This is a genomic window from Pseudomonas imrae (assembly GCF_046352735.2).
GTDB classification, from domain to species: Bacteria; Pseudomonadota; Gammaproteobacteria; order Pseudomonadales; family Pseudomonadaceae; genus Aquipseudomonas; species Aquipseudomonas imrae.
The window spans coordinates 4,620,034-4,642,734 of the sequence record NZ_CP110853.2 but is presented as its reverse complement, the minus strand read 5'-3'; the positions used below and the strand labels follow the sequence as shown (position 1 = coordinate 4,642,734).

At 58.1% G+C, this 22,701-nt stretch carries 18 protein-coding genes; 11 read left to right on the top strand and 7 right to left on the bottom strand.

Going from position 1 to position 22,701, the window contains the following annotated elements; genetic code table 11:
* Positions 1-3: 3 nt before the first annotated feature.
* Both cydB and OQ460_RS21060 read left to right on the top strand, forming a co-directional pair.
* Positions 4-1,011 carry a cytochrome d ubiquinol oxidase subunit II gene (cydB, locus tag OQ460_RS21065; RefSeq protein WP_410019267.1) on the top strand — a complete coding sequence of 336 codons (1,008 nt, stop codon included), beginning with the start codon at positions 4-6 and terminating at the stop codon, positions 1,009-1,011.
* A gap of 12 nt (positions 1,012-1,023) precedes the next feature.
* Entirely contained in the window at positions 1,024-1,191 is a 168-nt protein-coding gene (locus OQ460_RS21060) for a DUF2474 domain-containing protein (RefSeq protein ID WP_410019266.1), read from the top strand.
* A gap of 68 nt (positions 1,192-1,259) precedes the next feature.
* Here OQ460_RS21060 and OQ460_RS21055 read toward each other — a convergent pair whose 3' ends face one another.
* Together OQ460_RS21055 and OQ460_RS21050 are read right to left on the bottom strand one after the other, a co-directional pair.
* Entirely contained in the window at positions 1,260-2,384 is a 1,125-nt protein-coding gene (locus tag OQ460_RS21055) for a methyltransferase (protein WP_410019265.1), read from the bottom strand.
* 201 nt (positions 2,385-2,585) lie between these two features.
* Complete coding sequence (locus OQ460_RS21050) at positions 2,586-3,296, bottom strand: helix-turn-helix transcriptional regulator (RefSeq protein ID WP_410019264.1); 711 nt, start codon at positions 3,294-3,296, stop codon at positions 2,586-2,588.
* A gap of 490 nt (positions 3,297-3,786) precedes the next feature.
* Here OQ460_RS21050 and OQ460_RS21045 point away from each other — a divergent pair, with 490 nt between their 5' ends.
* Positions 3,787-4,563, top strand: coding sequence for a ferredoxin--NADP reductase (locus OQ460_RS21045; protein ID WP_410019263.1), 777 nt, complete (start codon positions 3,787-3,789; stop codon positions 4,561-4,563).
* A gap of 117 nt (positions 4,564-4,680) precedes the next feature.
* On the opposite strand, the gene mscL is transcribed toward OQ460_RS21045, so the two are convergent.
* A complete protein-coding gene (mscL, locus tag OQ460_RS21040; protein WP_410019262.1) occupies positions 4,681-5,097 on the bottom strand; it encodes a large-conductance mechanosensitive channel protein MscL in 417 nt (138 codons plus the stop codon).
* A 299-nt stretch (positions 5,098-5,396) separates the two neighbouring features.
* Between mscL and OQ460_RS21035 the strand changes: the two genes are divergently transcribed.
* The 6 genes from OQ460_RS21035 to yjiA all read left to right on the top strand — a co-directional run bounded on the left by OQ460_RS21035 (position 5,397) and on the right by yjiA (position 12,626).
* A complete protein-coding gene (locus OQ460_RS21035) occupies positions 5,397-6,926 on the top strand; it encodes a catalase (protein ID WP_410022075.1) in 1,530 nt (509 codons plus the stop codon).
* A gap of 57 nt (positions 6,927-6,983) precedes the next feature.
* Positions 6,984-7,523, top strand: coding sequence for an ankyrin repeat domain-containing protein (locus tag OQ460_RS21030; RefSeq protein WP_410019261.1), 540 nt, complete (start codon positions 6,984-6,986; stop codon positions 7,521-7,523).
* Between the two features lie 37 nt (positions 7,524-7,560).
* Positions 7,561-8,928 carry a DNA repair protein RadA gene (gene radA / locus OQ460_RS21025; protein WP_410019260.1) on the top strand — a complete coding sequence of 456 codons (1,368 nt, stop codon included), beginning with the start codon at positions 7,561-7,563 and terminating at the stop codon, positions 8,926-8,928.
* A gap of 284 nt (positions 8,929-9,212) precedes the next feature.
* Positions 9,213-11,279, top strand: a complete 2,067-nt coding sequence (locus OQ460_RS21020; protein ID WP_410019259.1) for a carbon starvation CstA family protein — start codon at positions 9,213-9,215, stop codon at positions 11,277-11,279.
* A 15-nt stretch (positions 11,280-11,294) separates the two neighbouring features.
* On the top strand, positions 11,295-11,492 hold the full coding sequence (locus tag OQ460_RS21015) for a YbdD/YjiX family protein (protein ID WP_084376418.1): 198 nt from the start codon (positions 11,295-11,297) through the stop codon (positions 11,490-11,492).
* Between the two features lie 174 nt (positions 11,493-11,666).
* On the top strand, positions 11,667-12,626 hold the full coding sequence (yjiA, locus tag OQ460_RS21010) for a GTPase (RefSeq protein WP_410019258.1): 960 nt from the start codon (positions 11,667-11,669) through the stop codon (positions 12,624-12,626).
* A 122-nt stretch (positions 12,627-12,748) separates the two neighbouring features.
* On the opposite strand, the gene glyA is transcribed toward yjiA, so the two are convergent.
* Together glyA and OQ460_RS21000 are read right to left on the bottom strand one after the other, a co-directional pair.
* A complete protein-coding gene (gene glyA, locus OQ460_RS21005; protein WP_410019257.1) occupies positions 12,749-14,002 on the bottom strand; it encodes a serine hydroxymethyltransferase in 1,254 nt (417 codons plus the stop codon).
* Between the two features lie 213 nt (positions 14,003-14,215).
* A complete protein-coding gene (locus OQ460_RS21000; RefSeq protein WP_410019256.1) occupies positions 14,216-18,067 on the bottom strand; it encodes a bifunctional diguanylate cyclase/phosphodiesterase in 3,852 nt (1,283 codons plus the stop codon).
* A 285-nt stretch (positions 18,068-18,352) separates the two neighbouring features.
* Here OQ460_RS21000 and ettA point away from each other — a divergent pair, with 285 nt between their 5' ends.
* Positions 18,353-20,017 carry an energy-dependent translational throttle protein EttA gene (ettA, locus tag OQ460_RS20995; RefSeq protein ID WP_410019255.1) on the top strand — a complete coding sequence of 555 codons (1,665 nt, stop codon included), beginning with the start codon at positions 18,353-18,355 and terminating at the stop codon, positions 20,015-20,017.
* Between the two features lie 348 nt (positions 20,018-20,365).
* A complete protein-coding gene (gene gdhA / locus OQ460_RS20990; RefSeq protein WP_410019254.1) occupies positions 20,366-21,700 on the top strand; it encodes an NADP-specific glutamate dehydrogenase in 1,335 nt (444 codons plus the stop codon).
* Here gdhA and OQ460_RS20985 read toward each other — a convergent pair.
* Together OQ460_RS20985 and OQ460_RS20980 are read right to left on the bottom strand one after the other, a co-directional pair.
* Positions 21,697-22,194: a GreA/GreB family elongation factor gene (locus tag OQ460_RS20985; RefSeq protein ID WP_410019253.1), complete on the bottom strand. Its 498-nt coding sequence runs from the start codon at positions 22,192-22,194 to the stop codon at positions 21,697-21,699. The genes gdhA and OQ460_RS20985 overlap by 4 nt on opposite strands.
* Positions 22,195-22,354: 160 nt before the next feature.
* Complete coding sequence (locus OQ460_RS20980) at positions 22,355-22,660, bottom strand: chorismate mutase (protein ID WP_410019252.1); 306 nt, start codon at positions 22,658-22,660, stop codon at positions 22,355-22,357.
* Positions 22,661-22,701 lie beyond the last annotated feature (41 nt).

Sequence of the window (22,701 nt, the reverse complement as noted above, 5' to 3'; positions counted from 1 at the left end):
GTCATGGGTATTGATCTTCCGCTGATCTGGGCCGTGATCATCATCTTCGGCATCATGATGTACGTGGTCATGGATGGCTTCGACCTGGGGATTGGCATCCTCTTTCCCTTCATCGCGGGCAAGACCGACCGCGACGTCATGATGAACACCGTCGCTCCGGTCTGGGACGGCAACGAAACCTGGTTGGTGCTGGGAGGCGCAGCGTTGTTCGGCGCGTTCCCGCTGGCTTACTCGGTAGTGCTCTCGGCCTTGTACTTGCCGCTGATCCTGATGCTGATTGGCTTGATCTTCCGGGGCGTGGCCTTTGAGTTTCGTTTCAAGGCCAAGGATGACAAGCGCCACCTGTGGGACAAGGCATTTATCGGCGGCTCGCTGACAGCCACCTTCTTTCAGGGTGTCGCGCTGGGTGCGTTTATCGATGGTTTTCCGGTGGTCGATCGCCAGTTCGCCGGCGGCTCACTGGACTGGTTCACGCCGTTTACCCTGTTCTGTGGCGTGGCGCTGATCGTGGCGTATGCGCTGCTGGGTTGCACCTGGTTGATCATGAAGACCGAAGGCAAGTTGCAGGAGCAAATGCACAACCTGGCGCGGCCGCTGGCCTTCGTGGTGTTGGCGGTGATTGGTATCGTCAGTATCTGGACGCCACTGTCTCACCCGGAAATCGCCTCGCGCTGGTTCACCCTGCCGAACCTGTTCTGGTTCCTGCCGGTGCCGATCCTGGTGTTGGTGACCATGTACGGTCTGTTGCGTGCGGTGGCTCGTAACGCTCATTACACGCCGTTCCTGTTGACGCTGGTGTTGATCTTTCTCGGCTACAGCGGCCTGGGGATCAGCCTGTGGCCGAACATCGTACCGCCGTCCATCTCGATCTGGGACGCCGCTGCGCCGCCGCAGAGCCAAGGCTTCATGCTAGTAGGCACACTGTTCATCATCCCGCTCATCCTGGGCTACACCTTTTGGAGCTACTACGTGTTCCGCGGCAAGGTGACCCACGAAGACGGCTATCACTAGGAGGACTGAGCCATGAGCGGTAAACCTTCGCAGGACGATATCGAACAGGCTGAGAAAAAGCCGCTCTGGCAGCGACTGGGTTGGCTGGCGATGATCTGGACCGGCAGCGTCCTGGCCCTGTTCGTGGTGGCCAGCCTGATGCGCATGTTTATGAACGCCGCGGGCTTGAGCACCCACTGATATCCCATCCCGTTGCCTTGCGGCACGGCTTCATGACCCTCCTTGCGGAGGGTTTTTTTTGCCAGGGTTTATTTGCGGGCCTTGAGAATCACAAACTTGGGCGTCGCCGCGACCTGTTCGACGCCGCGAAACAACCGCGCCAGTTTGCTGTGATAACCCAAGTGACGGTTGCCGACGATGTACAACGCACCGCCGACCACCAAGGCTTCACGGGCCTGCTGGAACATGCGCCAAGCGAGAAAGTCGCCGACCACCTGCTGTTGGTGGAACGGCGGATTGCACAGCACTACGTCCAGGGACTGTGGCTCTTGTTCCGCCAGGCCATCGCCGGGACGAATGCTCACGATGCGTTCACCCAGCGCCGCCTTCCAGTTTTCTGCAGCCGATTGCACCGCCATGTACGACTCATCCACCAAGGTGTACTGGGCGTCAGGATTTTGCAGGGCGCTGGCGATGGCCAATACCCCGTTGCCACATCCAAGGTCTGCTACGCGTGCGCTGCCCAGGTTTTGCGGCAAATGGGGGAGGAATGCACGGGTGCCGATATCCAGGCCTTCGCGGCAAAACACATTGGCGTGGTTGAGCAGCTCGATGGCCGGTGATTCCAGGCGATAGCGCGTAGGGTAGGGCGATACGGCCGCGGGCCGATCAGCCAGGGTGGCAATCAACAACCGTGCTTTTTTAACGGCCAGTGACGCATGCATGGGCCCGATGTAACGCTCCAGCAGTTCCCCTGCCGCGCGTGGCAGATGCTTGACCATCGCTGCGGCTATCACTTCGGCGCCAGGTGCCAGTTGACCTTGCAGGCGGATCAATTGCTCTTCCAGCAACGCGAGGGTTTTTGGCACGCGGATCAGCACACGGTCGAAAGGCCCGCTGGATGTTTGACTGGACGGCACCACTGGGACGGCATCGAATGCCTTGCCGTTGCGTAGCAGATTCTTCTGCAGGGCCTGGGTACCCAGAAACGAGTCTCCACTGGCGCTAACCTGTACATGGCCTTCAAGGCTGGTCGACAGCGCACCGAAGCTGTCATTGAGCACCAGGACACGTGTGGTAGGGGCCGGCTGTTGCTCGGCCAGATAGGTCAACAAGTACTCGTCGGCGGCATCGAAGGCTTGCAACGGTTCATTTTGCTGCTCGGGTTGGCGGATCAGGTCGAGCTGGGCGAAGGGGCTGTCGAGCAGGGGCATGGCGGGGGAGGCTCTGGATAATCGACGGGTGGTCCCTTGGTGTCGCCGTGACCGGCAATATGAGGGACTCTCTGAGTGAACTGCGACACTGGGTGTGTAGAAGGCGTCATCACTCAAAACAGGGCGTAAATGTTACGTTTTTTTTGACAGGATTACATTCTGTGTTTTAGCGGGTAGGTCAAAATCCGTAGCGGTGGCAGATCAGAACAGGCCTTGTTTCACGGCGGTAATGACCGCGGCAATCTTGTTGTTGACCCCAAGCTTCTTCATCGCACTGCTGACATGAAAGCCGACGGTGCGCTCTGAAAGGCACAGAATCGTGGCAATGTCTGAAGCGGTCTTGCCCATCGCGGACCATTGCAGGATCTCGGTCTCGCGAGCTGTCAGCTTGCAAGGGCACCGCGTGGCTGGTTCATTGTTAAAAGTTCGGGCGACAACCGTATGCAGGGCATGGCACATCCACAGCACCTGGGCGGCCTTATCATAAAGTTCTTTTGCTTGCACCGGCCCATTGCGACGACTCAGGGTCAGCATGCTGAAAACGCCCCTAAAGTCGTGCACGGACTGCGCCCAGCCAAAATTCAGGCCTTGGGATTGCAGGTGAACCCGCATATCAGGCACGCCAGTAAAGGTTTTTTCTTCCCAGACGATCGGAAGCACGCTGCCTTTGCAGTGGGTTACGAGGGGGTCCATTTCAAAGTAGTTTTCCTGCGCATAAATCTTATTGAGTTCGTTTGGATAGTTGTTGAGGCGGAAGTTTTTGCCAGTCCGGTGAAGCGCATTAGAGCCCATTGTGAAACCACAGAAATCGAAGCCGAGCTCATAAGTGATGTTCAGAGCAGCTTCAAACATGGTGGTGACCTCATCCTCTTCCTTCAATTTGGGTGGACGGGTATTGCGCCAGTTGACCATCGGGAACTCTCCATGAGATGAGCCGCACTCAGGTGCCGTGAGGTTGAATCCATTTTTGTACTGGGTCAGTGTAGGGCAAAGCTTGATTTTTTCTTGGGAAATTTCGTTATTAGAATGGATTTGGTTAAACGTTTTGTTTGGGCGGCGGGTGATGCAGATGTACGCTACGCCCTAGCGAAGCTTCATGTTTTTCCATGTTTTTTAAATAGTTGGCTACGGCGCTAGTCTCCCTGGGTAGATGTATGTGCGTAAACAAAAGAGCTCGTTGCGTTTGTTTATATAGCAAAAATGTTGCAGGTAAAGGCATATTGATATCTTGAGTATTTAGTCTAAATTCTGGGCCGAAAAATAGGCGTCGTTATTGTTCACGAAATTTTCACATTGAGCGGTGACGGTACGCTTAGTCGTGTCGGAATGCCATTACTTACCGCGGGTGTTTACTGGCCTCACTTTAAGGGACACTAAGGGCATCTGCTAAACGGAGCCTTCCATGACTGCCAGTGCCGAAAAGTTCACACGCCAAACCTTGATCGATGTGCAGTCGCTGACTCCCAGCCTGTTTACCTTGCGCACCACGCGAGACCCCGGCTTTCGTTTTATTGCTGGCCAGTTCGTGCGCCTGGGTGTGACCAAGGCTGATGGCAGCACCGTATGGCGTGCCTATTCCGTGGTGTCGTCACCGTTTGATGAGCACTTGGATTTTTTCTCCATCGTGGTTCCGGGCGGTGAGTTCACCAGCGAGTTGAGCCGGCTGCGCGTCGGTGATGAGCTGTTGGTGGAGCGCCAGGCCACGGGATTCCTGACGCTGAGCCGGTTCGTCGATGGCCGGGATCTTTGGTTGCTGGGGACCGGCACCGGCATCGCACCGTTTCTGTCGACCCTGCAGGACTTTGAAGTGTGGGAGAAGTTCGAGCGGATTATCCTGGTCTACAGCGCTCGGGAAGCCAGGGAGCTGGCTTATCAAGCGTTGATCAACACGTTGGGCGAGCGTGAGCACCTTGCTGAACATGTCCACAAATTGACTTACCTACCGATTGTCACCCGCGAGCAGCATCCAGGGGCTTTGAACGGTCGTATCACCACCTTGATCGAAAATGGTGAGCTGGAACGCGCTGCAGGCGTTGAGCTGACTGCGGAGCATTCGCGCGTGATGATTTGCGGTAACCCGCAGATGATTGAAGACACCCGCACACTGCTGAAACAGCGGGATATGCAATTGAGCTTGAGCCGTCGGCCAGGTCAGGTTGCCGTGGAAAACTACTGGTAGGGAGAGCGCGCGTGGATAGGGCGGATGCAGGTTAGCCAAGGGCCTGCCCGGGTTTGGAGGCATATCCGTAAACGGATATGCTTCCGGGCAACTGCACCCACTTGAACAATCGGTCAGTTACAGCGGCTTGTTGTTCTGTGCCTTGAGCAGATCACGGATCTCCCCCAGCAGTTCCTCTTCCTTGGTAGGGACCTGTGGCAGGCTAGGCTCCGCGGCTTCTTCGCGCTTGAGCCGGTTGATGACCTTCACACCCATGAAAATCGCGAACGCGACGATCACAAAATCAATGATGCTTTGAATGAACTTGCCGTAGGCCAGGACAACGGCAGGCAAATCGCCCTGAGCAGCCTTCAGCGTTACAGCCAGGTCCCCGAAGTCCACACCACCGATCAACAGACCGATGGGAGGCATCACTACATCGCCTACAAAGGAAGAAACAATTTTGCCGAAGGCGGCGCCGATGATAATACCGACGGCCATGTCGACCACATTACCTTTGACCGCGAAGGCCTTGAACTCACTGATCACGCCCATAGGTTATTCCTTGTTACAGTTGAGGGGGGGTAGAAGCCAGTGTAAGTCAGTATCGCCGGACCTGCGCGACATAGCCGTTAACACTGTTCGCTGCTATCGACACATTAAAACGCAAATAGTTTTCAAAATGCCATCAGTCGCGCGCGAATTACGCGCCATTTCAGTGATTTACCACATTATTTTTTCAATCGGGCTGGTCAGGCTTTTCTATTTATCTTCTGGCCTTCAGGCCACTAGCCTCTGGCAAGCACTTGTTCAAGTGCATACAACAACCAGAGGAATTGCTGATGAAAAACCTTATGAGTCGCAGGCCCTTTGCTGCGCGAAAGCTGATGGTGATTGCCACTGCCAGCCTGTTATCCCTCTCTGTACAGGCCGCCAACTTAACCCGTGATAATGGCGCGGCAGTCGGCGATAACCAGAATTCGCAAACCGCCGGCGCAACCGGGCCGGTCCTGCTTCAAGACGTGCAGTTGATCCAGAAACTACAACGCTTTGACCGCGAACGCATTCCCGAACGTGTCGTCCATGCCCGTGGCACAGGGGCCCATGGTACTTTCACCGTAACGGATGATCTCAGTGACTTGACCAAAGCCCAAGTCTTTGCCGCAGGTGTTGCCACCCCGGTGTTTGTGCGCTTTTCTGCCGTAGTCCACGGCAACCACTCCCCGGAAACCCTGCGCGACCCCCGTGGCTTCGCAACCAAGTTCTATACCGGCGAAGGTAATTGGGACTTGGTTGGCAATAACTTCCCGACGTTCTTTATCCGCGACGCCATCAAGTTCCCGGACATGGTGCATGCCTTCAAACCGGACCCGCGCACTAACCTGGACGACGACTCGCGCCGCTTTGACTTCTTTTCCCATGTACCGGAGGCCACTCGCACACTGACCGAGCTGTACTCGAACGCCGGTACTCCTAGCAGTTACCGAGAGATGGATGGCAACGGTGTACATGCCTATAAGTTGATTAACGCCAAAGGTCAGGTGCACTACGTCAAGTTTCACTGGAAGAGTTTGCAGGGCCTGAAGAATCTTGACCCGAAACAAGTGGTTGAGGTCCAGGGTCGTGATTACAGCCATATGACTAACGACCTGGTCACGCATATCAACAAAGGCGACTTCCCCAAGTGGGACTTGTATGTGCAAGTGCTCAAGCCCGACGAACTTGCACAGTTTGAGTTCGATCCATTGGATGCCACCAAGATCTGGCCTAATGTGCCGGAGCGTAAAGTTGGACAAATGGTGTTGAACCGGAATCCGGCGAATGTCTTCCAGGAAACCGAGCAAGTTGCCATGGCTCCGGCCAATCTGGTACCAGGCATCGAGCCGTCGGAAGATCGCCTGCTGCAAGGCCGTGTCTTTTCCTATGCCGATACACAGATGTATCGCCTGGGGGCCAATGCCCTGCAACTGCCGATTAATGCGCCGCGGGTGACCGTCAACAACGGTAACCAGGACGGCGCGATGAACTTCGGCAAAACCACCGGCGGCGTGAACTACCAACCGAGCCGCCTGGCGCCACGGGAAGAACCACAAAGCGCGCGCTATAGCCAGATGGCACTGTCAGGCAGCACGCAACAGTCGAAGATTCAGCGCGAGCAGAACTTCAAACAGGCAGGTGACTTGTACCGTTCCTTCAGCAAAAAAGAGCGTCAGGACTTGATCGACAACTTCGGTGGCTCTCTGGCCACCACTGATGACGAGAGCAAGCACATCATCCTGTCGTTCCTGTACAAGGCCGACCCGGAGTACGGCACGGGCGTGGCCAAGGTTGCGAAAGGTGACCTTGCGCGGGTCAAGGCGCTGGCTGAAAAGCTGACTGACTGATCGTTGGTCCCTGTCGACGCCCGGTCAAGGGCGTCGACACTTGGCAGGAGACGTCTCATGCGTATCTATCTTGGTTTATTCACGGCATGCCTGACGTTCGGCGTCTGTGCCGAGCCCTCTGACCCGGATGCGGTCAAGGCGCAACTGCAGGCTTATTACTTTGATGCCGCCCGTCGGGGCGATGTGGACATGCTCAACACCTTTATCGAGTCCGGTTACTCACTCAATACCCGGGACGAGAAGGGCTATACCGCGTTGATCCTTGCGTCGTATCACGGCCAAGGCGCGTTTGTGGAGCGTTTGCTGGCGGCTGGCGCCGATGCCTGTGCGCAGGACCAACGCGGCAATACCGCGCTGATGGGCGCGATTTTCAAGGGTGAATTGACCATCGCCCGACGTTTGCTGGCCACCGACTGCAATCCCGACCAGCGCAACGGTGCCGGGCAGACGGCGGCAATGTATGCCGGGCTGTTCAAACGTGTCGAGTTACTGGACGCGCTGGAGGAAAAGGGCGCCGACTTGAATGCCGAAGACCCGGTGGGTAACAGCGCTTCACGATTGGCCAGCGGCGAAATCCGTACTGCGGCGCCACGCTGAGCTATCATCGCGGTTTTTCGGTTGGAGGTTTTCTACGATGGCAAAGGCCAAGCGCATGTACGGCTGCACGGAGTGCGGCGCGACCTTTCCCAAGTGGGCTGGCCAATGCGGTGAGTGTGGCGCGTGGAACACCCTCACTGAAACCATGGTGGAAAGCGGCGGCGCAGCGCCACCCAGCGGTCGTTCCGGCTGGACGGGCCAACAAGCCCAGATCAAGACCCTGGCCGAAGTCAGCGTCGAAGAAATTCCGCGTTTTTCTACTGCATCCGGTGAGCTCGATCGAGTGCTCGGCGGCGGTCTGGTAGACGGTTCGGTGGTATTGATCGGCGGCGACCCGGGCATCGGTAAATCCACCATCCTGCTGCAAACCCTGTGCAGTATCGCCAGCCGCATGCCGGCGCTGTATGTCACAGGTGAGGAGTCCCAGCAGCAAGTGGCCATGCGCGCCCGTCGCCTGGGCTTGCCACAGGACAAGCTGCGGGTCATGACCGAAACCTGCATCGAGAGCATCATCGCCACCGCCCGCCTGGAAAAGCCCAAGGTCATGGTGATCGATTCGATCCAGACGATTTTTACCGAACAACTGCAATCCGCTCCCGGCGGCGTTTCCCAGGTGCGGGAGAGTGCCGCACTGTTGGTGCGTTACGCCAAGCAAAGTGGCACGGCGATTTTCCTGGTCGGCCACGTGACCAAGGAGGGCGCGCTGGCCGGCCCGCGGGTGCTGGAGCATATGGTTGACACCGTGCTGTATTTCGAAGGGGAATCGGACGGTCGCCTGCGACTGCTGCGAGCGGTGAAAAACCGTTTCGGCGCGGTCAACGAGCTGGGTGTGTTCGCCATGACCGACCGGGGCCTGAAAGAGGTCTCCAACCCGTCAGCGATTTTTCTTACCCGGGCTCAGGAAGAAGTACCGGGCAGTGTGGTGATGGCGACGTGGGAAGGCACTCGGCCGATGCTGGTAGAAGTCCAGGCACTGGTGGATGACAGCCACCTGGCCAATCCGCGCCGCGTGACCCTTGGCCTGGACCAGAATCGCCTGGCGATGTTGCTGGCGGTCCTGCATCGCCACGGCGGCATTCCGACCCATGACCAGGACGTGTTCCTCAACGTGGTGGGCGGGGTCAAGGTGCTGGAAACCGCGTCCGATCTGGCCTTGATGGCGGCGGTGATGTCGAGCCTGCGCAATCGGCCGTTGCCCCATGACCTGCTGGTATTTGGTGAAGTGGGTCTGTCGGGCGAGGTGCGCCCGGTGCCCAGCGGCCAGGAGCGTCTCAAGGAAGCGGCCAAGCATGGCTTCAAGCGGGCCATCGTGCCCAAAGGCAACGCACCGAAAGAGGCGCCGCCGGGGTTGCAGGTGATTGCGGTGACACGCCTGGAACAGGCATTGGATGCTTTGTTCGAATAGTTCGCAACACCACAAGGCCAATGTGAGAGGGGGCTTGCCCCCGATTGGTCTGTGCCTGGTGTTAGTGGCCGTCACCCTGTGACCAATGTTTTACAAACAGCGATTAGCGAGTGCGCTGCGACGTAGCATGCACGGGGGCAACCTCTGCGCGCCTAAACATCTCCCTATTTGCGCTTTTTTCGTCGGTCCAAGGCTCTAGACCAACGTAGGGGGCTGGTCTTTAGGGCCGGGCGCGCTAAACTCGCAATGGCTGTCTTTCTGTCCACCCTGGCTGGAATATAAAAATGAAAAATAATAATGGCCTGCTACGCCATCTACCCTGGCTGGTGCTGGCAATTGTAGGGGCGTGCGCCTTGGGCGTAGTGGCATTGCGCCGAGGCGAGGCGATCAACGCCTTGTGGATTGTGGTCGCTGCGGTGGCCATCTATCTGGTTGCGTATCGTTACTACAGTTTGTTCATCGCTAATCATGTGATGCAACTCGATCCACGGCGGGCCACCCCCGCAGTGGTCAACAACGACGGTCTGGACTACGTGCCGACCAACAAACACATTCTTTTCGGCCACCACTTCGCGGCAATTGCCGGTGCAGGCCCCCTGGTCGGCCCGGTGTTGGCGGCGCAGATGGGCTATCTGCCCGGTACCTTGTGGCTGATAGCCGGCGTGGTGCTGGCGGGTGCGGTACAGGATTTCATGATCCTGTTCCTCTCCACGCGGCGTAACGGTCGCTCCCTTGGGGATATGGTTCGCGAAGAGATGGGCCGCATTCCCGGAACCATTGCGCTGTTTGGCTGCTTCCTGATCATGATCATCATCCTCGCGGTGCTGTCGCTGATCGTGGTCAAGGCCCTGGCTGAAAGCCCGTGGGGCATCTTCACGGTGATGGCAACCATCCCGATCGCGATGTTCATGGGCGTTTACATGCGCTACATCCGCCCGGGTCGCATTGGCGAGATTTCGATCATCGGTGTGCTGTTGCTGCTGGGTTCGATCTGGCTGGGCGGGCAGATTGCCGCTGATCCTGTGTGGGCCAAAGCCTTCACCTTCACCGGGATCCAGATCACCTGGATGCTGGTCGGCTACGGTTTTGTAGCGGCTGTGTTGCCTGTGTGGCTGATCCTTGCCCCGCGTGACTACCTGTCTACCTTCCTGAAAATCGGCACCATCATCGCCCTGGCTATCGGCATCCTGGTGACCATGCCTGATCTGAAAATGCCGGCGTTGACTCAATTTGTCGATGGCACTGGCCCGGTCTGGAAAGGCGGTCTGTTCCCGTTCCTGTTCATCACCATTGCCTGTGGCGCGGTTTCTGGCTTCCACGCGCTGATCTCCTCGGGCACCACGCCCAAGCTGCTGGCCAATGAGGCGCACTCGCGCTACATCGGTTATGGCGGCATGCTGATGGAGTCGTTCGTGGCCATCATGGCCATGGTTGCTGCATCGGTGATCGAGCCTGGCGTGTATTTCGCCATGAACAGCCCGGCTGCGGTAGTCGGCAGTGACGTGGTGACAGTGGCGCAGACCGTCAGCAGTTGGGGTTTTGCAATTACCCCCGAAGCGTTGCAAGCGGTGGCCAATGACATCGGTGAAACCACCATCCTGGCTCGTGCCGGCGGTGCGCCGACTCTCGCCGTGGGTATCGCGCAGATCCTGCACAGCGTGTTGCCGGGTGAAAATACCATGGCGTTCTGGTACCACTTTGCGATCCTGTTCGAAGCGCTGTTCATCCTGACCGCAGTCGACGCCGGCACCCGTGCCGGGCGCTTCATGCTCCAGGACCTGCTCGGTTCCTTCGTGCCGGCTCTCAAGCGCACCGAGTCGTGGACGGCCAACCTGATCGCGACCGCAGGCTGCGTGGCGATGTGGGGTTACCTGCTGTATCAAGGCGTGATTGATCCGCTGGGTGGCATCAACACCTTGTGGCCGTTGTTCGGTATCTCCAACCAGATGCTGGCCGGTATCGCGCTGATGCTCGCCACTGTCGTACTGATCAAAATGAAGCGCCAGCGCTACATCTGGGTAACCATGCTGCCAGCCGTGTGGCTGCTGATCTGCACCACCGCTGCAGGGTTTATCAAGTTGTTCGACGCCAATCCGGCAATCGGCTTCCTGTCGTTGGCGAAGAAATACAGCGATGCGTTGGCCAACGGGCAGATCCTGGCTCCGGCCAAAAGCATTGACCAGATGCAGCACGTGATCTGGAACGCCTACACCAACGCGACATTGACAGTGCTCTTCCTGTTCGTGGTCTTCAGTATCCTGTTCTATGCGCTCAAGGTTGGCATCGCCGCCTGGGGCACCAAGGAACGCACGGATAAAGAAGCGCCATTCCAGGCTGTTCCGGATGCGTAATAGAGGGTTGCAACCATGTTCAATGACTTGAGTCGCCTCGGTAAATACCTCGGTCAGGCCGCGCGCCTGATGGTCGGCATGCCCGACTACGACACCTACGTCGAGCATATGCAAACCAAGCACCCGGACAAGCCGATGATGGACTACGAGGCGTTCTTCCGGGAGCGCCAGGAGGCCCGTTACGGCGGCAAGGGTGGGCCCAAGTGCTGCTGACCCTGTAAGGGCAGCGGCGAACCTGTGGGAGCGGGTTTGTGTGGGAGCGGGCTTGCTCGCGATAGCATCACCTCGGTATACCAGATAGACCGAGTTGCCTGCATCGCGAGCAAGCCCGCTCCCGCACAAGCCCGCTCCCATATTTGTTTCTGTGTTCCTTCAAGGAGAATCTCTTTGTCCTCTCCCATTCCCGTCACCGTCCTCAGCGGCTTTCTCGGCGCTGGCAAGACCACTTTGTTGCGTCACCTGCTCAAGGCCGAGCACGGCTTGAAAATCGCCGTGATCGAAAATGAATTCAGCGACGCCGGTATCGACACTCAACTGTTGGGTGATGAGCCGGTGCAAGTCATGACCCTGTCTAACGGTTGCGTGTGTTGCACCATCCACACCGACTTGACCAAAGCCCTGTACCTGTTGCTCGAACGCCTGGACAGCGGTGAAATCGCATTTGATCGCCTGGTGATCGAATGCACCGGCCTGGCTGACCCGGCGCCCGTGGCCCAGACGTTTTTCATCGACGAAGAACTGCGCGAGCGCTACATCCTCGACGGCATCATCACCCTGGTGGACGCGGCCCACGCCGAGCACCACCTGACCCAGACCATCGCCCAGGCGCAGATTGGTTTTGCCGACCGCCTGTTGGTCAGCAAGCGCGACCTGGTGGACGACGCCACTTTCGATGCCCTCAGCGAGCGCCTGACTCGCATCAACCGCCGGGCGCCGATACGGGTGGTGGAACATGGCCAGATCGACTTGGCTGAGCTGCTGGATGTGCGCGGTTTCAACCTCAATGCCGGCATGAGCTTGCGCCCGGTGAGCCAGGCACCGTCCATCGACCGCATTTCCAGCCTGGTGCTGCGCACCGATCAGCCGCTGGATATCGACCGGCTCAGCGAGTTCATGAACGAACTGCTGGAAGACCACGGCAAGCAACTGCTGCGCTACAAAGGCGTGCTGAATATCGCTGGGGAAGAGCGGCGCATGGTGTTTCAGGGTGTGCTCAAACTCTACGGTTTCGACTGGGACACTGAGTGGGCCGAAGGCGAGACGCGCGAAAGTGTAATTGTGTTTATTGCCGACGAACTGCCGGAAGACAAGATCCGCGAAGGCTTTGCAAAGATCCACCAAGCCTGATTTGGAATACGATCAAAAAATGTGGGAGCGGGCCCGCTCCCACATGTCGACTGCATTCCAAATGCCAGCCGGCACAAAAAAGCCCGGCTGTTGAGCCGGGCTTCTTATTCACGCAATTGCAATCACGCGCCGTACACCGGCAGCTTCTTGCAGATAGCCTTGACCTTCTCACGAACGGCATCGATCACCGCTTCGTTGTTCAGGTCGGCCAGAATGTCGCAGATCCAGCCAGCCAGTTCCTTGCACTCTGCTTCCTTGAAGCCACGAGTAGTCACGGCCGGGGTGCCGAAGCGCAGACCCGAGGTGACGAACGGCGAACGCGGGTCGTTCGGTACCGAGTTCTTGTTCACGGTGATGAAGGCTTTACCCAGCGCGGCGTCAGCATCTTTGCCGGAGATGTCCTGCTTGATCAGCGACAGCAGGAACAGGTGGTTTTCAGTACCGCCGGAAACCACGTCAAAACCGCGCTCGATGAAGACGCTGGCCATGGCCTGGGCGTTTTTCACCACTTGTTGCTGGTAGGTCTTGAACTCAGGCTGCAAGGCTTCCTTGAAGCAGATGGCCTTCGCGGCGATCACGTGCTCCAGCGGGCCGCCCTGGGCGCCAGGGAATACTGCGGAGTTGAGCTTTTTCTCGATCTCGGCGTTGGCGCGAGCCAGGATCAGGCCGCCACGTGGACCGCGCAAGGTCTTGTGGGTGGTGGTGGTGACCACGTCAGCGAAAGGCACTGGGTTCGGGTACACGCCAGCGGCGACCAGGCCGGCCACGTGGGCCATGTCGACGAACAGATAAGCGCCGACCTTGTCTGCGATTTCACGGAAGCGCGGGAAATCCAGGATCTGCGAGTAGGCAGAGAAACCGGCAACGATCATTTTTGGCTTGTGCTCGACCGCCAGGCGCTCGACTTCGTCGTAGTCGATCAGGCCGTTGGCATCGATACCGTATTGAACGGCGTTGTACAGCTTGCCCGAGGAGGAAACGCTGGCGCCGTGGGTCAAGTGACCGCCGTGGGCCAGGCTCATGCCCAGGATGGTATCGCCGCCTTGCAGCAGGGCCAGGTAAACGGCCGCGTTGGCTTGGGAGCCTGCGTGTGGCTGGACGTTGGCGTAATCGGCACCGAACAGTTCCTTGGCGCGGTCGATGGCCAGTTGTTCAACGATGTCGACGAATTCGCAACCGCCGTAGTAACGCTTGCCCGGATAGCCTTCGGCGTACTTGTTGGTCAGAACCGAACCTTGAGCTTCCATCACGGCGGGGCTGGTGTAGTTTTCCGAAGCGATCAGCTCAATGTGCTCTTCCTGGCGCTGAGCTTCTTGCTCCATGGCGGCAAAGAGATCGGCGTCGTACTTGGCAATAGTCAAATCACGGCTGAACATGGCGGTCCTCAAGGATCGGGGGCAGAAAAGGAGGGCATTCTAACTCAATGGGTTTTAGAAGGCATATGAAACGAGGTCATGGCGATGAATCGCCAGATTCAAGTTGCAAGCGGCAAGCTTCAAGTAAAAGTGGATCCACTCCTACTTGCCGCTTCTAACTTGAAGCTCAGCGCTGCGCTCTTCATGTTCGATTGATTGGAGCTTTTGCTCCAATCAATCGAACATGAAGAGCGCATCGTTGCTGAACTGCGCCTCAAACCGATTGGCCGGCATCGGCCGCCCAAACAGGTAACCCTGGACTTCGTCGCACCCGTGCTCGCGCAGGAAGTCCAGTTGCTCGTGGGTTTCCACACCTTCGGCGATCACCGCAAGGTTCAGGCTGTGGGCCATGGCGATAATGGCCCGTGCGATCTGGGCATCTTGCTCGCCGCACGGCAGGCCGTCGACAAAGGTGCGGTCGATTTTCAGCACGTCGATGGGGAACTGTTTGAGGTAGTTGAGCGATGAGTAGCCGGTGCCGAAGTCATCCACGGCGATGCTCAGGCCCAGGTTTTTCAGGCTGGCGAGGATCTGCATGGCTTCGTTGACTTCGCGCATCAGGATGCTCTCGGTCAACTCCAGCTCCAGGCACGCTGGCGGCAGGCTGGTGTCCTTGAGGATGTTGGCGATCCGCCTGCCTAACTGGCCGTCGGAGAACTGTCGCGCCGAAATGTTCACCGAGACCTTGGGCACTCGCACCTTGTTCTGGTGCCAAGTCTTGAGTTGACGACAAGCCTCGCCGATCACCCAGTCGCCGACGTCCACTACTAGCCCCAGCTCCTCCAGCACCGGGATGAAGTCCCCAGGCGGAACCAGTCCTCGACGTGGATGACGCCAGCGCAACAGAGCTTCGGCTCCGGTCAGGCGTTTACCGTCGCCACTGAATTGCGGCTGGTAATAAAGCACGAACTCGTTCTGCTCCAAGGCATGGCGCAAGTCGCTTTCCAGCTCCAGGCGCTCCAGAGCGCTGGCGTTCATGTCCGCCTGATAGAACTGGAAGTTGTTTTTGCCACGCTCCTTGGCGTGGTACATCGCCGTGTCGGCGTTTTTCATCAACTGGCTCAGCTCGTTGCCGTCCTGAGGGCTCAGTGCGATGCCGATACTGGCGGTGACAAAAAACTCACGGCCTTCCAGCACAAAGGGCTTAACCAGGCTTGCCAGGATCTGTTCGGCCACATGAATCGCTCGGTTCAATGCCATTTCGCGGCTGATCCTGGGTTGCAGGAGCAGGGTGAACTCATCGCCGCCCATACGCGCCACCGTATCGTCCTCGGCCACACAGCCCAGCAGACGAGTGGCCATCTCCTTGAGCATGCGATCGCCGGCGGCGTGGCCCAGGGAGTCGTTGATCGGCTTGAAACGGTCGAGGTCAAGGAACATCAATACCACCCACGACTTTTGCCGTTCTGCCGACTGTAACGCTGTGTGCAGTCGATCCTGGAACAGTGTGCGGTTTGGCAGGTGCGTCAACGCGTCATAGTAGGCCAGGCGGTGAATGCGTTGTTCGCTGGCCTTGCGCTCGCTGATATCGCTGAAAAAACACACGTAGCTGGCCAGGTCGCCTTCATCATCGAGCACGGCGGTGATTCCGACCCAGGCCGGATAATGCTCGCCGCTACGGCGCTTGAGCCATACCTCGCCTTCCCAGGTGCTGTGTTGGTGCAATTGCTTGAGGACGTAACGCAGGTGGGCTTCCTGCTGTTCATCGACGGTCAGCATGTTCGGCAATTGATCGAGCACATCGGCTACGGCATAGCCACTGACACGGCTGAATGCCTCGTTGGCCTGCACGATGTAGCCGGCCGGGTCGGTGATCAGGATGGCCGAGGTGGAGTGCTCGAATACCGTGGCCGCCATGCGCAGGTCTTTCTCGGCCCGGCGTTGCTGGCTGATGTCACGGCCCACCCCGAGAATGCCTTCAAACGTACCCTGTTCGTCCCACACCAGCACCAGCCGCAATTCGATGGGTACTTTCCGCCCGTCGGCGCGCAGGCAGTCGAACAGAAACAACTGGGTCTGCACATCATCGCGCAGCCGGGCCAGGGCTTGGGGGTTGCCCAGGGCGCGGCTGACGCGCTCTATCAGGGTGTAGATGCCCATCAGTTGCTGCGGGTTGGCGATAGTCGATTGCCAGCCGTTCTTGAAGACCCAGTCGACCTCATAGCCCAACACCGTGTTCACCGAGGGACTTACATAGTTGAGGGCCAGTTTGCTGTCGGTGGAAAAGATCACATCGCTGATGCTTTCGGCCAGCATTCGGTAGCGCTGCTCGCTGTCACGCAGGGACTCGCTGGCTTCGATCTGGTCGGTGATGTCCTTGGCCACGCCGATGATCCGGGTGACTTGATCATGCTTGTCCCGCGCCAGCGCCTGTTCGCGAATCTCGAAGCAGCGCCATTGATTGTTGCGGTGGCGAAAGCGCAGTTGGCATTGCAGCTGGCTCTTGTAGCCGGCAGTACGCTGTTGCTGGCGCAGATCGTGATAATGCATGGCGTCTTCGGGGTGCAGCAGGATTTCCCAGAAGTACTCACCCATTTGCTGCAGTTCGGGCTTGTTGTAACCCAGGGTGTACCCCAGATGGTGGTTGCTGAAAATCATCCGCTGGCTGACCACCTCCTGCACGTATAGGTGATCGGGCACGGTACGCACAACATCCGACCAGAATCCCTCGCGCTCGACCAGTGACAGTTCGATCAGCTTGCGGCTGGTGATGTCGCTGATGCTGAGGATCACGGCCTTATAGTCGTGCTGTTCTTCCGGCAGGCGCATGACCAGCCACAGGTATTGGTCGTTGCCTTCGACGTCGCTGAGTTGAATCTCCAATTCCAGCTGTTTCTGCTGGGTAAGTACCGCCTCGAGCACGCGATAGCCAATGCCCGTGTGGTTGAGCGGGCAGCCGTCAATCAGGCGTTGCCAGGCTTGCTCGCAGGACGCCACGTTGAGCAGGCGCACCGCTACCTGGTTGACTTCGGTGATGCGCAGCTCTTTAAGCAATTGTTGGCGTTGCTCGGGGCTGTTTTGCAGCCAGTCCTGCAACTGCTCACGGGTTTGCAGGCGGCCCTTGTCGAAATGGCTGCGCAGGCCCGACAAATCGAGGACACACAAGGCCACGCCGGTGCCTTCGAAAATATCCTGGTAACGCCGCCGGCCTTCATTGACCTGGCGCTGACGCCGCCGCATGTTGAGCAGCACAATCACCGGAACCAGCGAAAAGGCCAGGCCCAGCAGGCACTTGCCGATAAAGGCGGGTAACAGTTGTTCCAGTACGGCCACGCGGTCAAACAGCCCACGCAGTTGCCAGTCACTATTGCTCAAGGGTGTGAGCAGTACGGTTTGGTTCAACTCGTCCGGGGTCAGGGTTCCCGACCACTGGGTTGGCATGCCGCTGTCACGGCTGACAATCCGGTGGTTCAGTCGATTTTCGACGACCCACATCGGCCGCTGCCAGTGACCATCCTGAAGTGTCAGGTTGCTCAGGTAGTCGGGAGTCAGGCGCAGTGCCCAATACATCTTGGCGCCGCCGCTTGGCTGATGCAGCAACAGATAAATCAGCGTGCCATCGTTGTTGTTGCTCAGGTAATAGGATTGGGCATGGCTGCGCTTGACCAGCTCTTGCAGCCAGGCACTGTCCTGGTTGTTATCGGCGGTATCGCTGATCATGGCGCCGCTTGGGGAGAGCAGGGCGATGCTGCGTAGTTGCGGCAACGAACGTTGCAGGGTGCGCATCAGGGCTTGTTGCTGCTCGGTGTCGTGCGGTGGCTCGACAATCGGCAGCAGATTGAGGGCGATCTGTGCGCTCAGGGCCATGTTCAGGCTGAACTGCTCGGCAAGGTCGGCACTGTAGTCGATAGTGTGCTGCTGTTGGTCTTTCTGGTTCTGTTGCAGTTGGTCCAGCAGTTGCCAGAACAGTAAGGCAAGCAGCATCAAGACCAGCGTCGCCAATGCACCCTTGAGCGGGCCGTGCAGGGGTGCGCCCGGCGCAATGTGGGCTGCGCGCAGGGGACTTGGCTTTGTTACGTTGGTCAAGCTGTGATCCTGCGGTTTGGCTGGAATGGCGCGCGACGTGCACTATAAACCGGACGCCCGAAGGGCGGTTAGCATGCCTTGTGTTGTGGCAAAGTGCCAGCGCTGCTTGGCTGGACGGGTCAGGCGCATTCAGGTAGCTTTGCCGGTTACGCGAGGGCGTTCCAGCCCCAGACAATCAGGTTTTTTCCGCACGCAGGCATTGATCACGATCAACGGCCCGCGCCGCGCATGGCCTGGCACGGGTTACGCCCGCTTAATTCATCGGTCACTGACGCTAGGTTCATCATGGCTCAATACGTATTCACCATGCATCGGCTGGGAAAAGTTGTTCCGCCGAAGCGGGAAATCCTGAAAAACATTTCGCTGTCTTTTTTCCCCGGCGCCAAGATCGGCGTGCTCGGCCTCAACGGTTCGGGTAAATCCACGCTGTTGAAAATCATGGCCGGCGTCGACACCGAGTTCGAAGGCGAAGCCCGCCCGATGCCGGAGCTGAACATCGGCTACTTGCCACAGGAGCCGATCCTGGACCCGACCAAGACCGTGCGTGAAGTGGTCGAGGAAGCGGTCAGCGTGATCAAGAACGCTCAGGCTCGTCTGGATGAGGTCTACGCGGCTTACGCTGAAGAAGATGCCGACTTCGACAAACTGGCTGCCGAACAAGCCAAGCTGGAAGCTATCCTGCAAGCCAGCGACGGTCACAACCTGGAACGCCAGTTGGAAGTCGCCGCCGATGCGCTGCGTCTGCCAGCGTGGGACGCCAAGGTCGAATTCCTGTCCGGTGGTGAAAAGCGCCGCGTGGCCTTGTGCCGCCTGCTGCTGTCGGCGCCTGACATGCTGCTACTCGACGAACCGACCAACCACCTGGACGCCGACTCCGTCGCGTGGCTGGAGCATTTCCTTCACGACTTCCCAGGCACCGTGGTTGCGATCACGCACGACCGTTACTTCCTGGACAACGTTGCTGGCTGGATCCTCGAACTCGACCGTGGCGCCGGTATCCCTTACGAGGGTAACTACTCTGGTTGGCTGGAAGCCAAGTCCGATCGTCTGGCCGCCGAATCCAAGCAACAGTCGGCCCATGAAAAAGCCATGAAGGAAGAACTGGAGTGGGTGCGCAAAGGCGCCAAGGCCCGTCAGTCAAAATCCAAGGCACGCCTGCAACGCTTCGAAGAAATGCAATCGCAGGAATTCCAGAAGCGCAGCGAAACCAACGAAATCTACATCCCTGCCGGCCCACGCCTGGGTGACAAGGTTATCGAGTTCAAGAACGTTACCAAGGGTTATGGCGATCGCGTGCTGATCGACAACCTCTCGTTTGCCATGCCTAAAGGCGCCATCGTTGGCGTGATCGGCGGCAACGGTGCCGGTAAATCCACACTGTTTCGTATGTTGATGGGCAAGGAAACGCCGGACTCGGGTAGCATCGAGATCGGCGAGACCGTACAGCTTGCCTGCGTGGATCAGAGCCGCGACGACCTCGACGGCAGCAAGACGGTTTTCCAGCAGATTTCCGACGGGTCCGACCAGATCCGCATCGGCAACTACGAAATCCCGTCACGCACCTACGTCGGCCGCTTCAACTTCAAGGGCGGCGACCAGCAGAAGTTCGTCAAGGACCTGTCCGGTGGTGAGCGCGGTCGCTTGCACCTGGCCCTGACCTTGAAAGAGGGCGGCAACGTCCTGCTGCTCGACGAACCGTCCAACGACCTCGACGTTGAAACCCTGCGTTCCCTGGAAGAGGCCCTGCTGGACTTCCCGGGCGCTGCGATTGTGATCTCTCACGATCGGTGGTTCCTGGACCGTGTGGCCACGCACATCCTGGCGTACGAAGACGACTCGCAAGCGGTGTTCTTCGAAGGCAACTACACCGAGTACGAAGCCGATCGCAAGAAGCGCCTGGGCGAAGCTGCGGCCCAGCCGCACCGTGTACGACACAAGAAGCTGGCCTGATTCAGGTTGGTGGGTTGAATGAGCGGAGCCTTCGGGCTCCGTTTTTTTGCGCGGTTTTCAGAACGACCGAGGTGAATTCATCGCAGGCAAGCCAGCTCCCACATTCCCCCGCGTTACAAGGGACGTACTCGATCAAATGTGGGAACTGGCTTGCCTGCGATGACGGTTTACTTATTGGTGCAAGGTTTAGTCTCGACTCCCTATCGAGGTGCAAAAAAGTCATTTATTTATATTCAATGCACCATTTAAATTCACAAATGCGACATGTTGCCCTGTCGCAGTGCGACATGAGTTGTTAAAGTCCGGCTCAAATCTGCGCTAACGACAACAAATTTGCCGAGACTTTTCATGATCGAATCCGTTGAAACCTTCCTTGCCCGCCTCAAAAAACGCGACCCGGACCAGCCTGAGTTCCATCAGGCCGTAGAAGAAGTATTGCGCAGTCTGTGGCCGTTTCTTGAAGCCAATCCCCACTATCTGACATCGGGCATCCTGGAGCGTATTTGCGAGCCGGAACGCGCCATTACCTTCCGAGTGTCGTGGGTGGATGATCACGGCAAGGTCCAGGTTAACCGTGGCTTTCGGATCCAGATGAACAGTGCCATCGGCCCGTACAAAGGCGGCCTGCGCTTTCACCCGTCAGTGAATCTGGGTGTGCTGAAGTTCCTCGCCTTTGAACAGACCTTCAAGAACTCCCTGACCTCGCTGCCCATGGGCGGAGGCAAGGGCGGCTCGGACTTCGATCCCAAGGGCAAAAGCGACGCAGAGGTCATGCGTTTTTGCCAGTCGTTCATGAGCGAGCTGTATCGCCATATCGGCGCAGACGTTGACGTACCCGCCGGCGATATTGGCGTTGGCGCCCGGGAAATCGGCTTTTTGTTCGGTCAATACAAGCGCCTCGGCAACCAGTTCACATCGGTACTAACCGGCAAGGGCATGAGCTACGGCGGCAGCCTGATCCGCCCGGAGGCCACCGGTTTTGGCTGTGTGTACTTTGCCGAGGAAATGCTCAAGCGCCAGGGCCAGCGGGTCGAAGGCAAGCGCGTGGCCATTTCCGGTTCCGGCAACGTGGCGCAATATGCGGCGCGCAAGGTTATGGACCTGGGTGGCAAGGTGATTTCCCTGTCCGACTCCGAAGGCACCCTGTACAGCGAAAGCGGTTTGACCGAAGCGCAATGGTCCGCTGTGCTGGAGTTGAAAAATGTCCAACGTGGCCGCATCAGCGAGCTGGCCGAGCGTTTTGGCCTGGAGTTCCGTGCAGGTACGCCTTGGGAGCTGGCGTGCGACATCGCCCTGCCATGTGCGACCCAGAACGAACTGGACGCCGATGCAGCCCGTACCTTGTTGCGCAATGGCTGTATTTGTGTGGCCGAAGGCGCGAACATGCCCACCACCCTGGAGGCTGTGGATATCTTTATCGAGGCTGGCATTCTGTTCGCCCCCGGCAAAGCTTCCAACGCCGGTGGCGTAGCGGTGAGCGGCCTGGAAATGTCGCAGAACGCCATGCGCCTGCTGTGGACTGCCGGCGAAGTGGACAGCAAGCTGCACAACATCATGCAATCGATCCACCATGCTTGTGTGCACTACGGCGAAGAAAACGGCCGGATCAATTACGTGAAGGGGGCGAATATCGCAGGCTTTGTGAAAGTCGCGGATGCGATGCTGGCGCAAGGTATCGTCTAAACGCCGGGTTCGATGCGCAGGATCTCGATCAATTGATCACCGGCGGGGCGCTTCCACAGCACCTCATCGCCGACCTGCGCACCCAACAGCGCCCTGCCCAGGGGGGACCCCCAGTTGATCAGGCCCAAGGTGGCGTCGGCCTGGTCTTCACCCACCAGTTGAATGCGCAGCTGTTCATCCTGCTTGTTGGCGAACGTGACCCAACTACCGATCTGCACTTTCTCGGTAGAAGTGGCCGGTGCGACAACCTGTGCGCTTTGCAGTCGCTGCTTGAAATAGCGCAAATCACGCTCAAGGTCGGCCAGGCGTTGTTTGTCTGCCTGTTCACCCTTGGCGGATTCCAGGCCATGCTCGTGCTGCAACTGCGTCACCTTGGCCTGTAGCAGCTCCAACCCTTGAGCGGTGAGGTGATTGGGTTGCGTGCTGACCTGGCGTTCCACAGGTTGGTTGGCCTGGGCGGCGGCGCTGTCTTCGTTGACGAAAGCTCGACTCATGGCATTTTCTCCTCAATAGAGTTTGGGCCATGATCGCAGGTGATTAGTTTCGATGAATGTCTGAAAGCGTCCTGTTTCGGGCGATGGTGGGAACGTCAGATGAGGGGTGATTATTGCGCCGATCACAGAGGTCGAAACCTACGCTTCTCTATGTATTGGCCTAAGCCTTGGACTCCTTCGAAAGCACAGCGTGCTCAGCCAATTCCTGCTGGATAAACGCGGCAATCATCGCTCGATAAACCTGTTCGGTTACGTCAGGGTTGGCGCCCAGGCTCTGTGATAAATCGCGCACCTTGTCAATCACCTGTTCAACACGCTGAGGCGCTTTAACGCTATCACTGTCTTTTTTGAAGCGAGCGGCCTGGGACACGAATCCCCCTCGCTCGGCCAGCAGCGCAACGATCTGGTGATCAAGGCGATCGATGTTTTTCCGGACTTGTTCAAGAGTGGTGCAAATAATGGCCATGTCGTAAGAACTCAACGGGGTGGGATGCAATTAATACGAAC

What these genes read in the sequence shown, in the direction of transcription:
- OQ460_RS21045 (WP_410019263.1), top strand. Translation starts at nt 3,787, where the DNA reads ATGACTGCCAGTGCCGAAAAGTTCACACGCCAAACCTTGATCGATGTG.
- cydB (WP_410019267.1), top strand. Translation starts at nt 4, where the DNA reads ATGGGTATTGATCTTCCGCTGATCTGGGCCGTGATCATCATCTTCGGC.
- OQ460_RS21050 (WP_410019264.1), bottom strand. Translation starts at nt 3,296, where the DNA reads ATGGTCAACTGGCGCAATACCCGTCCACCCAAATTGAAGGAAGAGGAT.
- ettA (WP_410019255.1), top strand. Translation starts at nt 18,353, where the DNA reads ATGGCTCAATACGTATTCACCATGCATCGGCTGGGAAAAGTTGTTCCG.
- OQ460_RS21015 (WP_084376418.1), top strand. Translation starts at nt 11,295, where the DNA reads ATGTTCAATGACTTGAGTCGCCTCGGTAAATACCTCGGTCAGGCCGCG.
- OQ460_RS21060 (WP_410019266.1), top strand. Translation starts at nt 1,024, where the DNA reads ATGAGCGGTAAACCTTCGCAGGACGATATCGAACAGGCTGAGAAAAAG.
- OQ460_RS21055 (WP_410019265.1), bottom strand. Translation starts at nt 2,384, where the DNA reads ATGCCCCTGCTCGACAGCCCCTTCGCCCAGCTCGACCTGATCCGCCAA.
- OQ460_RS20985 (WP_410019253.1), bottom strand. Translation starts at nt 22,194, where the DNA reads ATGAGTCGAGCTTTCGTCAACGAAGACAGCGCCGCCGCCCAGGCCAAC.
- OQ460_RS21035 (WP_410022075.1), top strand. Translation starts at nt 5,397, where the DNA reads ATGAGTCGCAGGCCCTTTGCTGCGCGAAAGCTGATGGTGATTGCCACT.
- mscL (WP_410019262.1), bottom strand. Translation starts at nt 5,097, where the DNA reads ATGGGCGTGATCAGTGAGTTCAAGGCCTTCGCGGTCAAAGGTAATGTG.
- gdhA (WP_410019254.1), top strand. Translation starts at nt 20,366, where the DNA reads ATGATCGAATCCGTTGAAACCTTCCTTGCCCGCCTCAAAAAACGCGAC.
- OQ460_RS21030 (WP_410019261.1), top strand. Translation starts at nt 6,984, where the DNA reads ATGCGTATCTATCTTGGTTTATTCACGGCATGCCTGACGTTCGGCGTC.
- OQ460_RS21020 (WP_410019259.1), top strand. Translation starts at nt 9,213, where the DNA reads ATGAAAAATAATAATGGCCTGCTACGCCATCTACCCTGGCTGGTGCTG.
- glyA (WP_410019257.1), bottom strand. Translation starts at nt 14,002, where the DNA reads ATGTTCAGCCGTGATTTGACTATTGCCAAGTACGACGCCGATCTCTTT.
- OQ460_RS20980 (WP_410019252.1), bottom strand. Translation starts at nt 22,660, where the DNA reads ATGGCCATTATTTGCACCACTCTTGAACAAGTCCGGAAAAACATCGAT.
- radA (WP_410019260.1), top strand. Translation starts at nt 7,561, where the DNA reads ATGGCAAAGGCCAAGCGCATGTACGGCTGCACGGAGTGCGGCGCGACC.